This is a genomic window from Stenotrophomonas acidaminiphila (assembly GCA_002951995.1).
GTDB lineage: Bacteria > Pseudomonadota > Gammaproteobacteria > Xanthomonadales > Xanthomonadaceae > Stenotrophomonas > Stenotrophomonas acidaminiphila_A.
Genome location: CP019797.1, coordinates 2,436,545 through 2,450,558 on the forward strand (window position 1 = coordinate 2,436,545; position 14,014 = coordinate 2,450,558).

The following is a 14,014-nucleotide window of genomic DNA, read 5'->3' on the forward strand; positions in this document are numbered from 1 at the left end:
CGGGCGCTCAGCCCGCGGCGCGCTGGGTCAGGTGCGCGGCGATCATCTTCCTGAAGGGCGCCACCCCGTGCGCCGCCCGCAGCGCGGCACCGCGCAGCAGCCGTGCCGGCAGGCGGCTGTCGTTGTACAGCGCGGCAATGGCATTGGTCGCCTCGTACAGTGGCCGCGTCGCCAACCGGTGCCCCCGCTCGTAGCGCGCCAGCACCGCCGCCGCGCCGATGTCGGCGCCGCGCGCGGCCGCGGCCGCGACTTCCCTGACCAGCCGCTGCTGGCTCTGCAGCCCGAAATTGAACCCGTGCGCGGTCACCGGGTGCATGCCCACCGCGGCATCGCCGGCCAGCGCATAGCGGTGCCCGGCGAAGCGGTGCGCGTACACGCCCACCAGCGGATAGGCATGCCGCGTGCCGACCGGCCGCATCCGTCCCAGGCGCTGCTCGAAGAAGCCGGTGACGGCCTCGCCGAAGGCGGCCTCGTCCATCGCCATCAGTTCCTGGATGCCCTGCGGCGGCAGGGTGATCACCGCCGAGCACTGGTCGCCGGGCAGCGGCAGCACGGCCAGGGTGCGGCCGTAGCCGAACCATTCCCACGCGGTGTGCTGGTGCGGCAGCTCGTGGGCAAGCCGGCATACCAGCATCGACTTGCCGAAATCGCGCATCTGCGCGCCGATGCCCATCATCCGCCGGGTCGCCGAGAAGCGGCTGTCGGCGGCGACCACCAGCCGCGCCGACAGGCGGCGGCCATCGTCCAGCACCACCGTGTTGGCGGCCTCGCCGGTCTCGATCGCGGTCACCCTGGCGCCGTCCACCAGTTCCAGCCCGGCCTGGCCCTGCACCGCCTCCCAGGCGGCGCGGCGGATCAGGTGGTTGGGGACCAGCCAGCCCAGCGGATCGGCGTCCTCGTTGCCGGCGGCGAAGCCGAGCGCGAATGGCGATGCGCCGTTCATGACCCTGGCGCTGCACAGCGGCGAGACCTGCGCCGGATCGATCCGCTCCCACAGCCCCAGGGTGCGCATGATCTGCCGCGAGGCGTGGGTCAGCGCGATCTCGCGGCCATCGAAGGCCGGCTCGGCCAGCGCCGCGGCCGGTTGCAGTTCCACCAGGGTCACCGCCAGCCCGGTATCGGCCAGCCCGCGTGCCAGACACAGCCCTGCCGGGCCCGCGCCCACCACCAGTACATCGACAGCCCGCATCTTCCGCCTCCGCATTCCGTGTCCGGCACAGCCTAGGGCCGGCGACCGGCGGCGGCCTTGATCCGGATCATGTCAGGCCCAGGTCGCCGCGGCGCGGGTGTTCACAGGTCGCCGCGGCGCGGCTCCACGCCTGCCGTGGCCGGCGTCAGCGGCGGCCGCGGCGCGGCGTCGGCCGGCATCTCCAGCAGCGCGGTGTCGATTTCCGACAACGGGCTCTCGTCCGGGCAGGCCTCGTCGGGGAAGCCGAAATGCTCCTTCAGCGCCTGCCCGCAGCTGGTCACCGCGTCCAGCTCTGCGCCCTCGAGCTTGCACTGGCGGTCGAAGGCGATCAGGAACGCATCCTTGCGGCGCACGAAGTCGTCGCCGCACTTGCGCATCTGCTTGATCCGCTCCAGGTCGTCCTGCACCGCGTTGGTGCCATCCAGGCCGTACTGCTTGAGTTCCTCGCTGGTGAGCAGGCGCAGGCTGCGGTTGGGCACGGTCATCATCAGGTCGGCCACGCCCACCGCCACGCCGTTGCGCTGCAGGTAGTCCTTCACGTTGTCGTAGACCTCGTGCAGTTCCTTGTTGAGTTCGGCGCGCGAGGTGGCGGTGGAACTGATGCGCATCATCCGGTGGATGCCGACCTTGCCGGAGATCAGGCGGTTGTCACCGGCGGCGAGCACGAACACGCAGGCGCTGTGGCAGATGGAGCCCTCGCGCACCCAGATGGTCCAGCCGGATTCGCCGATGCTGTCGCCGGCCACGATCGCCGCTTCCACCTGGCCGCCGCTGGAGTCCAGGTCGAGCACCCGCTTGCCGATCTTCTTGGCGTCGGCCACCACCGCCAGCCGCGACACCATCGCGGCGAACGACGGGTTGATCTTGCCGGCGTAGCGCACCCGCAGCAGCCCGCGTTCGCGGCACGGCTCCAGCGCCGCGTCCAGGGTCTTGCGGTCCAGCGCCTCCAGCGCGGCGCCATCGCCGGCTTCGCCGGTGTAGTCGGTATCGCAGCTGACCCAGGCCTTGCCGTTCTCCAGCACCACCTCCGGCCAGGCCTTGTCCCGCGCCGGCTTCACCGGCGGCGGCGGCGGCGGTGCGTCGGCCGCGTTGATCGACACCATGTGGTCGCCATCGGCGGCCAGCGCCGCGGCCGGATCGGCGGCCGCCACCGGCCTGTCCTTGTCGCCCCCGGTGCAGGCGAGCAACCCGGCACCCAGCAACGGCAACCACCAGAATCTGCGCAACATGGACAACGATCGGATCCGGAGCAAGGCGCCGCGCGCCAGGGGCTACAGTCTAGTCCGCATCGGCAGCGGCGCCGCAATGCGCCCTGAACCGCGCGGCCCGGCCGCGCATTGATGTCCGGAAATGGCCAGTCCGGACCCGCCTTCGGGCCTAGACTGGCCCCATGAGCACTCACGCGCTGCCCAGCCACGACCAATGCGAACAGGCCCGCCTGGCCCGCGACGCGCGCTTCGACGGGCTGTTCTTCACCGCCGTGCGCAGTACCGGCATCTACTGCCGGCCAGTGTGCCCGGCACCGCCGCCGCGCCGCGACAACGTCAGCTATTACCCCACCGCCGCGGCGGCCGCGGCGGCCGGCTATCGCCCCTGCCTGCGCTGCCGCCCGGAACTGTCGCCGGACGACGCCAATTTCATGCAGGACCACACCCTGCACCGGGCGCTGGCGCTGCTGGACGAAGGCATCCTGCAGGACCAGCCGGTCGCCGCGCTGGCGCAGGCCATGGAGCTGAGTACGCGCCAGTTGCAGCGGCTGTTCGTCGCCCGGCTCGGCGCCACCCCCGCGCAGTTGCACGCGACCCGGCGCCTGCTGCTGGCCAAGCAACTGCTCACCGAAACCCACCTGCCGGTGACCGAGGTGGCGCTGGCCGCCGGCTTCAACAGCCTGCGCCGCTTCAACGACGCCTTCCTCGCCGGCTGTGGCATGCCGCCCAGCGCCCTGCGCAGGCGCCATGGCGCGGTGGCCGGCGGCGAGCCGGTGCTGCGGCTGGCGTACCGTCCGCCGCTGGATTTCCCCACGATGCTCGAGTTCCTGCGCAGGCGCGCGATCCCCGGCATCGAACGCATCGACGCCGACAGCTACCGGCGGGTGATCGTCGCCAATGGCCGCGCCAGCCTGATCCGGGTCAGTGCCGACCCGAAGCGGCCGGAGCTGCGCCTGCAGCTCGGCACCACCGACGCGCGCGCGATCCCGGCGATCGTGGCCAGGGTGCGGCGGGTGTTCGACCTGGATGCCGACCTGGCCACCGTGCATGCCTGCCTGGCGCGCGAGCCGCTGCTGGCGCGGGGCATCGCGCGGCGCCCCGGCCTGCGCATCCCCGGCGGCTGGGACGGCTTCGAAGTGGCCGCGCGCGCCGTGCTGGGGCAGCAGGTGAGCGTCGCTGCGGCCACCACGTTGGCGCGGCGGCTGGTCGAACGCTTCGGACAGGCGCTGGCGGACCTGCCCGACGGCCTGGACCGTCAATTCCCCACCCCGGAAGTATTGGCCGAGGCGCCGCTGGAAAGCATCGGCCTGCCGCGCACCCGTGCGGCCACGCTGCGGGCGGTGGCGCGGGCCTGCAGCGAAGGCCGGCTGCAGTTCAGCCGCGCCCAGACCCTGGAACAGTTCGTCCAGCAGGCCACCGCGCTGCCCGGCATCGGCCCGTGGACGGCCCACTACATGGCCCTGCGCGCACTGGGCATGCCCGACGCCTTCCCCGCCGGCGACCTGGTGCTGCAGCAGGTGCTCGGCGAAGGCCAGCGCCTGAGCGAGCGCGCCACCGAGGCCCGTTCGCAGGCCTGGCGCCCCTGGCGCGCCTATGCGGTCCTCCATCTGTGGCACCTGGCCGCCGAACCCGACAAGGAACCGACGCAATGACCCTCTTCTATGATCGCTTCAACACCCCCATCGGCCCCCTGACCGTCGCCGCCGACGCGGCCGGCCTGCGCCACATCCTGTTCGCGCACAACCGCCACGATGCCAAGGGCCGCGACCAGTGGCAGCACGCGCCGGACGCCGTCGCCGAACCCCGCCGGCAATTGCTGGACTACCTGCATGGCCGCCGCCGCACCTTCGACCTGGTGCTGGCCCCGGTCGGCACCGAGTTCCAGCGGCAGGTCTGGCACGCGCTGGCCGACATCCCGTTCGGCGGCACCTGGAGCTATCGCCAGCTGGCACAGCGCATCGGCCGCCCCAGTGCGACCCGCGCGGTGGGCGCGGCCAATGGCCGCAACCCACTGCCGATCGTGCTGCCCTGCCACCGGGTGATCGGCAACGACGGTTCGCTGACCGGCTTCGGCGGCGGCCTGCCGACCAAGGCCGCGCTGCTGCGGCTTGAAGGCGCGCTGCCCGACACGGTCGCCGCGCCCGCCCTGTTCGACTAGACCGCGACGACGAAGCACCCGGCGTCTGCCTGCTGTCATCATGGCGGGACTATCATTGGCGCATGATTCATTTCCGCACTTCCCTCGCGCTGTTCGGCGCCTGCCTGCTCGCCGCCTGCGCCTCGACCGGCCCCACCCCCGCTACTCCCGCTGCCGCCACGGCGCCGCCCACCGTCCTGCTGCTATCCATCGACGGCCTGCGCGCGGACATGGTCGAGCGCGGCCACAGCCCCAACCTGGCCCGCCTGGCGCGCGAAGGCGTGCGTGCGGTCGGCATGTCCCCGTCCTACCCGTCGCTGACCTTCCCCAACCACTACACCCTGGTCACGGGGCTGCGTCCGGACCACCACGGCATCATCCACAACAGCATGCGCGCCGAGGACCTGGGCGATTTCCGCCTGGACAACCGCGAGGCGGTGACCAACCCGGCCTGGTGGGGTGGCGAGCCGATCTGGGTCGGCGTCGAGAAGGCTGGCTACAAAAGCGCGACCTGGTCATGGCCCGGCAGCGAGGCCGCCATCCAGGGCGTGCACGCCAGCCAATGGCACGCCTACGACGAAAGCGTGCCGCTGCCCGAACGCATGCAGTTGGTGCTGTCATGGCTGCAGGGCGCGCCCGACGGCCACAAGCCGCGCCTGGTCGCGGCCTACATGGAGCAGGTCGACAAGGCCGGGCACACCTACGGTCCGGACTCGCCCGAGTACGCCGCCGCGCTGCAGCAGGTGGACGCCGCCATCGGCGAGCTGCTGGACGGCATGCGCCGCGACGGCCTGCTCGACCAGACCAACGTGATCGTCGTGTCCGACCATGGCATGGCCAATGTCGCGGACGGACAGGTGATCGCCACCGAGGACATGGTCGCCCCGGAGATCGCGCGCGAGGTATCGGTCGGCCAGTCGATCGGCTTCGCGCCGCAGCCGGGGCGCGAACGCGAGGCGGAAAAGGCCCTGCTCGGCGCGCACCCGCACTACGACTGCTGGAAGAAGGAACAGCTGCCGGCACGCTGGCACTACGGCACCCACCCGCGCATTCCGCCGATCGTCTGCCAGATGCACGAAGGCTGGGATGCGCTGACCCGCAAGAGCATCGCCCGGCGCCCGCCCGGCAACCGCGGCTCGCACGGGTACGACCCGGCGCTGCCCTCGATGCAGGCGGTGTTCGTCGCCCGCGGCCCCGCGTTCCGCCAGGGCGTACTGCTGCCCCGCTTCGACAACGTCGACGTCTACCCGCTGCTGGCGCGGTTGACCGGCATCACCCCGGCGCCGAACGACGGCGATCCGCAGGCGCTGCTGCCGGCGTTGCGTCACCCCGAGTAAACCAGTGCAGCGCGCCCCGAAGAAGCGAGGGGCGCGGGTGGAAGACACGCCCGGCGGCTGCACGTGGCACCCACCTGCATGTGGCTGCGCGGCGGTGCTGGTCCGCCGCAGCACCGGGGTCTGGCCAGCGCCCGGGCCAGGCCTGTGGGCGAGCCGGGGATTCGCATGCCCCCGAATCCAGAGGTTGGCGCGGAAATCAGCCGGCCGGCATCGGGGAAAAGCGCTTCAGGCCGGCGGCCCTGATCCGCTGCAAAGGCGCCTCCACGGCGTAGTAGAGGATCATTCCGGCGATGATCGAGGCGAGGATGCACGCGAGGAAAGCAGACACCGAATCACCCGCCATGGCCGACACCCTGGACATCACCAGCCAGTGGATGAGGTAGATCGAGAAACTGCATTCACCGATCCGGTCGAAAATCCTCCGCCCAAGCCCGGCTCCGGAAAGCCGATCCGCGCAGAAAAACAGGAATACCCCCAGATCAGGGAAATGAACACGAACTTGTCCCGCAGCCACGGGCCATAAGGCATTCCAAACAGGATGTTCCTGGTAACAGGCATGGCCAGCATGAGCAAAGCCACCGTCAACAGAATCACCAGCTGCACGCGACGCAACGAGGGCTGCTCGTCGCTTTGCGCATAAAGAACGGCACAGGCCACGCCAATGACGAAACTGGCGACATACCATCGCATCTGGACGCTGTTCTCGGGCGTCATCCAGAACGGATACAGGGCCTGGCAGGCCAGGACGATCAGGGCGCACGCCAGTACCTGCCCGGCGACGCCAAGCCTGCCGGCGTAGCCGACCCCCAGGACGATGACCGGCAGGAGGAAGTAGAACTTGAACTCCACCGGGATCGTCCAGAGGTGCGCGTACCCCTTGCGCATCAGTGCGGCATCGAACAGGTCGGCCATGGAATCGATGCCGGCGCTACCGGCAAAGAAGTAGATGCACACCGCGAGCCAGTACATCGGGACGATTCTGGCGAAGCGGCCGATCCCGTACTCGACCATGGACCTGCGGCTGATTCCGGAAGCGCTGATCTTGAGGGTCAGCAGAAAAGCGCTCAGGACGAAGAACAGCCATACGCCGATCTTGGCAAGGGGGCCGACGAAGGGGGTCAGGGCCTTCAGGCTGAAGCCCGCCGCATGCCCCACGAGGACCATGAAGCAAGCCATACCTCTTATCGCTTTTACCGCGGACAGCCCTCTTCTCATCCCCACCCAGCCCCCGGAAGCAGGCGCATTTATACCACGCCCCTTTCTGCAGCCGTTTTCGTCCATAAGGAAGGTTCAACCGCACTCGCGCGGGGGCTGTCCGCCCATGACGGCGCGCCTTCCCCAAGCGCCTGCAGGCTCGACATGGCCCGGCAGCAATCCTCCCGGTACGACAACGTGGGCGCCTTCAGGACGCGCCAGGGGACCATGCTGTCCGCCAATGACCAGGGGGTCACGGCGCAGACACCCGCCTCACGCGCGCAGCATCCCCTGGATTCCCCTTCCGCCGTGCAATGTGCACGGACAAAAAAAGCGGCGCAAGCGCCGCTTTTTCGCTGATGCCAGCCCGGGATCAACCGGCCTTGGCCACCGTCTTCTTGGCCACGGCCTTCTTGGCCGGTGCCTTGGCGACAGTCTTCTTGGCGACCGGCGCAGCTGCGCCCACGGCCACCTTGCTCACCGAATGCGAGCGCGCATTGCCATAGCTGGCGTTATAGCGCTTGCCCTTGGCGGTCTTACGGTCACCCTTACCCATGTCGTCAACTCCTTAGTGTGAAATCAGATTGCCCCGTACTGACACGGGTTCGGCGAGGCCGCTGTAGCAGCGCCCCCGCGCGTGAAGTGAAAGCCTACCATGCGCCCCTCAATGCGCGCAGCTGGCGTCGTGCACGTGCAGGTGGTTGAGCCGCAGGTTCATCAGGTGCGCCAGCCCCACCAGCACGCCGCCGAGCGTCATCACCACCGCGTGCGGCAACTGCGAATGATGCAGCCCGGCATGCAGCAACCCGGCCCACAGCAGCGCCAGGCCCGGCACCAGCAGCGCCAGCGCGCGCAGCGCGCGGTGGCGGCGGTAGCCCCATAGCAGGCTGAACAGGCCAAGGAAGGTCACGAACACCACCACCGCCTGTTCGACCCCGTCGCTCAACCAGAACGACAGGCCCAGCGACGGCGCCAATGCCAGCAGCGCCGGCAATGCCGCACAGTGCACCGCGCACAGCAGCGAACCGGCGGCACCGAAGCGGTCGAGGAACTGGCGGGACGATTTCAGCGGCATGACTTCCAGCAGGGGCGGTGGCGCGTTATGGAATAATATAACATTATCCATCGGCCCGCTTGAGCTCCCTGCTTCCCGTTTCCCGTCCCGGCCGCCCCTCGCCCCTCAATTGATACAAAGTAACAACACCATGACCCGACCCACCCACTCCCGCCGCCTTCCGCGTCTCGCCCGCCACGCCCTGTCCGTGGCGCTTGTCGCCGCCCTTCCGGCCGCCGCCCAGGCCGCCGACGAAACCGATGGGCAGAGCCATCACCTGACCGAACTGTCCACGGTCAAGGTCACCGCCTCGCCGCTGCAGAGCGATGCCGAATCGCTCGCCCGGCCGGTCGCGGTGCTGGCCGGCGAGGAGCTGGATGCACGCAAGGGCGCCACCCTGGGCGACACCATCGCGCGCATGCCCGGGGTGCAGACCAGCAATTTCGGCCCCGGCGTGGGCCGGCCGATCATCCGTGGGCAGGAAGGCCCGCGCGTGGCGGTGGTCGCCAACGGCGTCGGCAACATGGACGCGTCCACCGTCAGCGCCGACCACGCCACCAGCATCGAGCCGTTCCTGGCCGACCAGATCGAAGTGCTGAAGGGACCGGCGACCCTGCTGTTCGGCAGCGGCGCCATCGGCGGCGCGGTCAACGTGGTCGACGGGCGCATCGCCCGCGACCTGCCCGACCGCCCCCTGAGCGGCCGCGCCGAGCTGCGCGGCAACAGCGTCAACGACGAGCGCAGCGGCATGTTCCGGCTCGATGGCGTCAGCGGCGGCAACCTGGTGCTGCACGTCGATGGCCTGGTGCGAAACGGCGACGACTACCGCATTCCCGGCCGTGCGATCGACCCTGCGGTGCTGGATGACGACCACGACGATCACGCCGATCACGGTGACGAACTGGGTCCGCGCGGACGCCTGGAGAACAGCGCCATGCGCACCCGCGCCGGCGGCGTCGGTGCCACCTGGCTGGGCGAATCCGGTTTCCTCGGCGCCTCGCTGGGCACCTACCGCAGCAACTACGGCATCCCCAACGGCGCCCATGTCCACGCCGGCGACGATCACGACCATGACCACGACCACGACGACCACGGCGAAGAAGCGGCTGGCGAGCACGACGTGCGCATCGACATGGTGCAGAACCGCTTCGACGTGAAGGGCGGCGTCTACGATCCGCTGCCGTTCCTGCAGAGCGTCACCGTGCGCGCGGCCTGGACCGACTACGAGCACACCGAACTGGACGCCGGCACCCCGTCCACCCGCTTCACCAACAAGGGCGTGGAAGGCCGCGTGGAAGCGGTGCAGACCCCGCTGGCCGGCTGGAACGGCGCGTTCGGCCTGCAGTTCGGCGACAGCGACTTCGGCGCGCACGGCGAGGAGGCCTTTGTCCCCGGCACCACCACCCGCAGCCTGGGACTGTTCGTGCTGCAGGAAAAGCAGTTCGGTCCGCTCAAGCTGGAACTGGGCGGCCGCCACGACCGGGTCCGGTTGAGCCCGGAGGGCACCGCGCCCGACCGCGACTTCGGTGCCACCAACCTGTCGGCGGCCGGCATCTGGACGGTCAACGACCATGTCGACCTGCGCTTCGGCGTGGACCGCTCCGAGCGCGCGCCAACCAACGAGGAGCTGTACGCCGCCGGCGCCCACATCGCCACCCGCTCGCTGGAGATCGGCGACGCCAACCTGGACACCGAGCGCGGCCACCGCATGGAACTGGGCCTGCACGCGCACAGTGACCGCATCGACGTCTCGGCCGCGGTCTACCAGACGAAGTTCAAGGACTTCATCTATCTGGCCGACACCGGCGTGGTCGAGCAGGGCCTGCCGGTCCGGGTCTGGACCCAGCAGGACGCCACCTTCAAGGGCGCCGAGGCCGAGGCCATGTTCCATCTGGTCGAAGGCGACGGCGGCGACTGGGACCTGCGCGTGTTCGGCGACTACGTCAAGGCCGAACTGGACGGCAGCGGCAGCCGCCGTGCGGACATCGCCGTGCCGCATGGCGACCACAGCCACGCTTACAGCGTCGACCTCGCCAACGGCGGCCATCTGCCGCGGATCGCGCCGGCACGCGTCGGCGCCGACCTGCGCTGGGCCCGCGACGGCTGGCGCGCTTCGCTGGGCGCGATCCGCTACGGCAGCCAGCGCGACGTCGCCGCGAACGAGGCGCCCAGCCCCGGCTACACCCTGGTCGACGCGCACCTTGCCTACCGCTGGGACCGCAACGGCAGCAACAGCTACGAGCTGTTCCTGGACGGCAGCAACCTGGGCAACCGCCAGGTGCGCCCGCACACCTCGCTGCTGCGCGACTACGCACCGCTGCCCGGCCGCGGCGTCGCCTTCGGCATCCGCGCCTGGTTCTGACCGGCGCGCTGCCGACGACGGCATGAGGGAAGGGGCCGCAAGGCCCCTTCCGCTTTTCCGGCACCCGGTCGCCACCGCCGCGCAGGTGAACGCCCGCCCGGGCGGACACTGCGTTTCACGCCGCGCTCATTGCAAGCGGACATTTTTGTCCGGATCATATGCGCATGACCTCGATCCGTTCCGATGCCGCCGCGCGTCGCGCCCAGCTGCTGGACGCGGCCGACGCCGTGTTCGGCGAACACGGCATCACCGCGCCGCTGGACCTGGTGGTGGAACGGGCCGGCGTCGGCCGTGCCACGCTGTACCGCAACTTCCCCGACCGCGCCGCGCTGATCGAGGCGATGCTGCAGCGCACGGTGGAGAAGATCCAGGCGCACGTGGCCGAACTGGGCGAGCGCGATGACGCCCTGTTCGCGCTGCTCGAGGGCATGGCCCGGCGCATCGTGCACTCGCCGGCGCTGGCCGATTACTGGCGCGCCGTGGACCAGAACGACCCGCCGATCCGCGCCGCGCGCCAGCGGGTCCTGAAGCTGATGGAGCCGGCCCTGGAGCGGGCGCGGGCGGCGGGCCTGTGTCGCCCGGACCTGGCGCTGGCCGACCTGTCGCTGGTATCGAGCATGCTCGGCGCCGCGCTGCGCGGACGCACCCGCGCCGAGCGGGCCCGGCTCGCCAGCCGCGCACTGCAGTTGCTGCGCCCCGGGCTGGCCGCGACCGGGGGCGCCGGCGAATGAAACCGCTCAAGCCGATCCCGGACTGGGAGGAACACGAAAAACCCACCCTGCCCGGCTCCGCGTCGATGCCCTGGCATCCGCCGCACCGGCGCGCGGCCTACGCCGCGGTGGCGGTACTGGTGGCGATCACCGGCGGCCTCGGCAACGCGCTGCTCAGCGCCAACCTGCCGTGGATCCAGGGGCAGATGGGCCTGCAGCCCAGTGAAGCCAACTGGCTGGTGGCGTCCTACGTGATGGTCAACGTCACCGCCAACCTGCTGGTGTTCAAGTTCCGCCAGGAGTACGGCATCCGCCTGTTCGCCGAACTGGGCCTGGGTGTCTACGCGGCGCTGGCGGTGCTGCACCTTGCGGTGGGCGGGCTGGCGACGACGATCCTGGTGCGCGCCGCCAGCGGGTTCGCAGGCGCGGCCTGCACCACCCTGGGCACGCTGTACATGCTGCAGGCGCTGCCACGCAGGTACGTGGGCAACCTGCTGGTGGTCGGCGTGGGCCTGTCGCAGCTGGCGGTGCCGCTGGCGTGGCTGCTGTCGCCGGGCCTGCTGGACCACGGCGAGTGGCACAACCTGTACCTGTTCGAGGCCGGGCTGGCGCTGTGCGCGTTCGCCGCGGTGGTGATCCTGAAGCTGCCGCCGGGCATCCAGATCAAGGTGTTCGAGCCGCTGGACTTCGTCACCTTCGCCATCCTCGCCCCGGCGCTGGCGATGCTGGTCATCGTGCTCAACCAGGGCTACCTGCACTGGTGGTTCGACACGCCGTGGCTGGGCGGGCTGCTGGCCGCGGCGACGCTGCTGGTGCTGGTGGCGTTCCTGATCGAACACTACCGGCGCAACCCGCTGCTGCAGATCCGCTGGCTGATGGGGCCGACGATGCTGCGCTTCATCGCTGGCGCGTTCCTGATCCGCTTCCTGACCAACGAGCAGTCCTACGGCATGGTCACGATGATGCGCACGCTGGGCATGGGCCCGGAGCAGATGGCGCCGTTGTTCGCGGTGATCCTGCTCGGCGTGCTCACCGGCATCGCCGCCGGCGCGCTGACCTTCGGCCCGAAGGCGCTGATACCGCAGTTGCTGGCCTCGATCATCCTGCTCGGCAGCGCCGCTTTCCTCGACCAGCATCGCACCAGCCTGGACCGGCCGATGGATTTCGCGCTGAGCCAGTTCCTGGCGGCGGTGGGCAGCGGCATGTTCATGGGCCCACTGATGCTGATGGGCATGCGCCAGGCCATGGCGCGCGGGCTGGACCACATCGTGTCCTTCATCGTGGTGCTGTCGCTGACCCAGACCTTCGGCGGCCTGGCCGGCTCGGCACTGCTGGGCAGCTACCAGCTGCATCGCGAGCACGTGTATTCCAGCCAGCTGGTCAGCCAGCTGGATCCGACCGATCCGACCGTGGCCCAGCGCCTGCACGCGCAGCAGCAGGGCTACGCCCGCCTGGTCACCGACCCGGTACAGCGCCAGGCCCAGGCCGCCGCGGCGCTGGCGCAGGCCGCCAGGCGCGAAGCCAACGTGCGCGCGTTCAACGACGTGTTCGCGCTCAGCGGCTGGCTGGCGATCGGCTTCCTCGGCTGGCTGCTGCTGGAAGTGCTGTTCCGCAACCCCACCGTGAAAAAGGCGATCCGGCCGGCCACGGCCACAACGCCTTCCAAGTGAAACCAACGACATGAGCGACAAACAGCAGACACCCGGCGATGCCGACGCGCAGATCACCGACGCCAGCGATGGCGAAGTGGCGGCGGCGCCGGCACCGGTCTCCAAGTACAACACGCCCAGCCGCGCCAGCGTGGTGGTGATGGTCGCCATCGCCCTGCTCGGGCTGACCCTGATCCTGCGCGCCTGGCAGCTGTGGCCGTTCAACAGCAGCCACGTGCATACCGACGACGCCTACGTGCGCGGCCAGGTCACGGTGCTGGCGCCGCAAGTCAGCGGCTACGTGACCGACGTGCTGGTGAAGGACTTCGACCACGTGAAGCAGGGGCAGCCGCTGCTGCGCATCGACGACCGCAGCTACCGGCAGAAGGTCGACCAGGCCGAGGCGGCGCTGGCCGAGGCGCGCGCGCAACTGGCCAACTCCGACCAGAGCCAGGCGCAGAACCGCGCGCAGATCGCAGCGGCACGGGCCAACCTGTCCGCCGGCCAGGCCGAGCGGCGGCGCACCGGCACCGAACTGCAGCGCTACGAAACCCTGGCCGCGCAACAGCTGGTATCCAGCAGCGACCGCGACAAACTGCGCGCCAGCGCGCAGGCGGCCAGCGCCGGGGTGGCGCAGTCGCAGGCGGCCATCCGCATCGCCGAGGAGAACCTCACCGCCACCCGCGTCGCGCGGCAGGCGCTGGAAGCGCGCGTGGCCAGTGCACAGGCGGCGCTGGAGCTGGCGCGGATCGACCTGGACAACACCGTCATCCGCGCCCCGCGCGACGGCCAGCTGTCCGAGGCCTCGGTGCGGCTGGGCCAGTACGTCACCGCCGGCACCCAGCTGCTGTTCCTGGTGCCGGACAGCCTGTGGGTCGTGGCCAACTTCAAGGAAGGCCAGACCTGGAAGATGGCCATCGGCCAGCCGGCCACCTTCAGCGTCGACGCCTTCCAGGGCCAGCGCCTGCACGGCCATGTCGAACAGATCGCCCCGGCCACCGGCTCGGAGTTCGCCGTGCTCAAGCCGGACAACGCCAGCGGCAACTTCACCAAGGTGGTGCAGCGGCTGCCGGTGCGCATCGCCATCGACCCGGACCAGCCGCTGGCCGCGCGCCTGCGCCCGGGCATGTCGGTGGTGGTGGAGGTGGATACCGCACAGCGCTGAGCATCCCGG

General features: G+C 70.3%; 12 protein-coding genes. 7 read left to right on the top strand and 5 right to left on the bottom strand.

Annotated features, from left to right (window positions below; all coding sequences use genetic code 11):
- Positions 1 to 7: 7 nt before the first annotated feature.
- Positions 8 to 1,189 (bottom strand): hypothetical protein, encoded by a 1,182-nt coding sequence (locus B1L07_10905; protein AUZ55509.1) that lies wholly within the window; start codon positions 1,187 to 1,189, stop codon positions 8 to 10.
- A gap of 101 nt (positions 1,190 to 1,290) precedes the next feature.
- The gene (locus B1L07_10910) at positions 1,291 to 2,418 is read right to left on the bottom strand and encodes a hypothetical protein (GenBank protein ID AUZ55510.1); all 1,128 of its coding nucleotides are present in this window, start codon (positions 2,416 to 2,418) and stop codon (positions 1,291 to 1,293) included.
- Positions 2,419 to 2,579: 161 nt separating this feature from the next.
- Here B1L07_10910 and B1L07_10915 point away from each other — a divergent pair, with 161 nt between their 5' ends.
- The 3 genes from B1L07_10915 (at position 2,580) to B1L07_10925 (ending at position 5,871) form a co-directional block, all read left to right on the top strand.
- The gene (locus B1L07_10915) at positions 2,580 to 4,049 is read left to right on the top strand and encodes a DNA methylase (GenBank protein AUZ55511.1); all 1,470 of its coding nucleotides are present in this window, start codon (positions 2,580 to 2,582) and stop codon (positions 4,047 to 4,049) included.
- Positions 4,046 to 4,555, top strand: a complete 510-nt coding sequence (locus tag B1L07_10920; protein ID AUZ55512.1) for a cysteine methyltransferase — start codon at positions 4,046 to 4,048, stop codon at positions 4,553 to 4,555. The genes B1L07_10915 and B1L07_10920 overlap by 4 nt, the downstream gene beginning before the upstream one ends.
- A 62-nt stretch (positions 4,556 to 4,617) precedes the next feature.
- Positions 4,618 to 5,871, top strand: a complete 1,254-nt coding sequence (locus B1L07_10925; protein ID AUZ55513.1) for an alkaline phosphatase family protein — start codon at positions 4,618 to 4,620, stop codon at positions 5,869 to 5,871.
- A 360-nt stretch (positions 5,872 to 6,231) separates the two neighbouring features.
- Here the strand turns inward: B1L07_10925 and B1L07_10930 are convergent, their stop codons facing one another.
- The 3 genes from B1L07_10930 to B1L07_10940 all read right to left on the bottom strand — a co-directional run bounded on the left by B1L07_10930 (position 6,232) and on the right by B1L07_10940 (position 8,140).
- Positions 6,232 to 7,047, bottom strand: a complete 816-nt coding sequence (locus tag B1L07_10930) for a hypothetical protein (GenBank protein ID AUZ55514.1) — start codon at positions 7,045 to 7,047, stop codon at positions 6,232 to 6,234.
- A 391-nt stretch (positions 7,048 to 7,438) separates the two neighbouring features.
- A complete protein-coding gene (locus tag B1L07_10935) occupies positions 7,439 to 7,621 on the bottom strand; it encodes a ribosomal small subunit protein bTHX (GenBank protein AUZ55515.1) in 183 nt (60 codons plus the stop codon).
- 108 nt (positions 7,622 to 7,729) lie between these two features.
- Positions 7,730 to 8,140 carry a hypothetical protein gene (locus tag B1L07_10940; protein ID AUZ55516.1) on the bottom strand — a complete coding sequence of 137 codons (411 nt, stop codon included), beginning with the start codon at positions 8,138 to 8,140 and terminating at the stop codon, positions 7,730 to 7,732.
- 130 nt (positions 8,141 to 8,270) lie between these two features.
- Here B1L07_10940 and B1L07_10945 point away from each other — a divergent pair, with 130 nt between their 5' ends.
- From B1L07_10945 to B1L07_10960, 4 genes are all read left to right on the top strand, one after another.
- On the top strand, positions 8,271 to 10,481 hold the full coding sequence (locus B1L07_10945) for a hypothetical protein (protein ID AUZ55517.1): 2,211 nt from the start codon (positions 8,271 to 8,273) through the stop codon (positions 10,479 to 10,481).
- Positions 10,482 to 10,645: 164 nt separating this feature from the next.
- The gene (locus tag B1L07_10950; GenBank protein AUZ56558.1) at positions 10,646 to 11,212 is read left to right on the top strand and encodes a TetR family transcriptional regulator; all 567 of its coding nucleotides are present in this window, start codon (positions 10,646 to 10,648) and stop codon (positions 11,210 to 11,212) included.
- Positions 11,209 to 12,861, top strand: coding sequence for an MFS transporter (locus B1L07_10955; protein AUZ55518.1), 1,653 nt, complete (start codon positions 11,209 to 11,211; stop codon positions 12,859 to 12,861). The genes B1L07_10950 and B1L07_10955 overlap by 4 nt, the downstream gene beginning before the upstream one ends.
- Before the next feature lie 10 nt (positions 12,862 to 12,871).
- On the top strand, positions 12,872 to 14,005 hold the full coding sequence (locus tag B1L07_10960) for a hemolysin secretion protein D (GenBank protein ID AUZ55519.1): 1,134 nt from the start codon (positions 12,872 to 12,874) through the stop codon (positions 14,003 to 14,005).
- The last annotated feature ends 9 nt before the right edge of the window (positions 14,006 to 14,014 follow it).

Bases quoted from the DNA above. Each gene is read 5' to 3' on its own strand.
- B1L07_10910 (AUZ55510.1), bottom strand. From the start codon at position 2,418: ATGTTGCGCAGATTCTGGTGGTTGCCGTTGCTGGGTGCCGGGTTGCTC.
- B1L07_10925 (AUZ55513.1), top strand. From the start codon at position 4,618: ATGATTCATTTCCGCACTTCCCTCGCGCTGTTCGGCGCCTGCCTGCTC.
- B1L07_10945 (AUZ55517.1), top strand. From the start codon at position 8,271: ATGACCCGACCCACCCACTCCCGCCGCCTTCCGCGTCTCGCCCGCCAC.
- B1L07_10940 (AUZ55516.1), bottom strand. From the start codon at position 8,140: ATGCCGCTGAAATCGTCCCGCCAGTTCCTCGACCGCTTCGGTGCCGCC.
- B1L07_10960 (AUZ55519.1), top strand. From the start codon at position 12,872: ATGAGCGACAAACAGCAGACACCCGGCGATGCCGACGCGCAGATCACC.
- B1L07_10930 (AUZ55514.1), bottom strand. From the start codon at position 7,047: ATGGCTTGCTTCATGGTCCTCGTGGGGCATGCGGCGGGCTTCAGCCTG.
- B1L07_10920 (AUZ55512.1), top strand. From the start codon at position 4,046: ATGACCCTCTTCTATGATCGCTTCAACACCCCCATCGGCCCCCTGACC.
- B1L07_10905 (AUZ55509.1), bottom strand. From the start codon at position 1,189: ATGCGGGCTGTCGATGTACTGGTGGTGGGCGCGGGCCCGGCAGGGCTG.
- B1L07_10950 (AUZ56558.1), top strand. From the start codon at position 10,646: ATGACCTCGATCCGTTCCGATGCCGCCGCGCGTCGCGCCCAGCTGCTG.
- B1L07_10935 (AUZ55515.1), bottom strand. From the start codon at position 7,621: ATGGGTAAGGGTGACCGTAAGACCGCCAAGGGCAAGCGCTATAACGCC.
- B1L07_10915 (AUZ55511.1), top strand. From the start codon at position 2,580: ATGAGCACTCACGCGCTGCCCAGCCACGACCAATGCGAACAGGCCCGC.
- B1L07_10955 (AUZ55518.1), top strand. From the start codon at position 11,209: ATGAAACCGCTCAAGCCGATCCCGGACTGGGAGGAACACGAAAAACCC.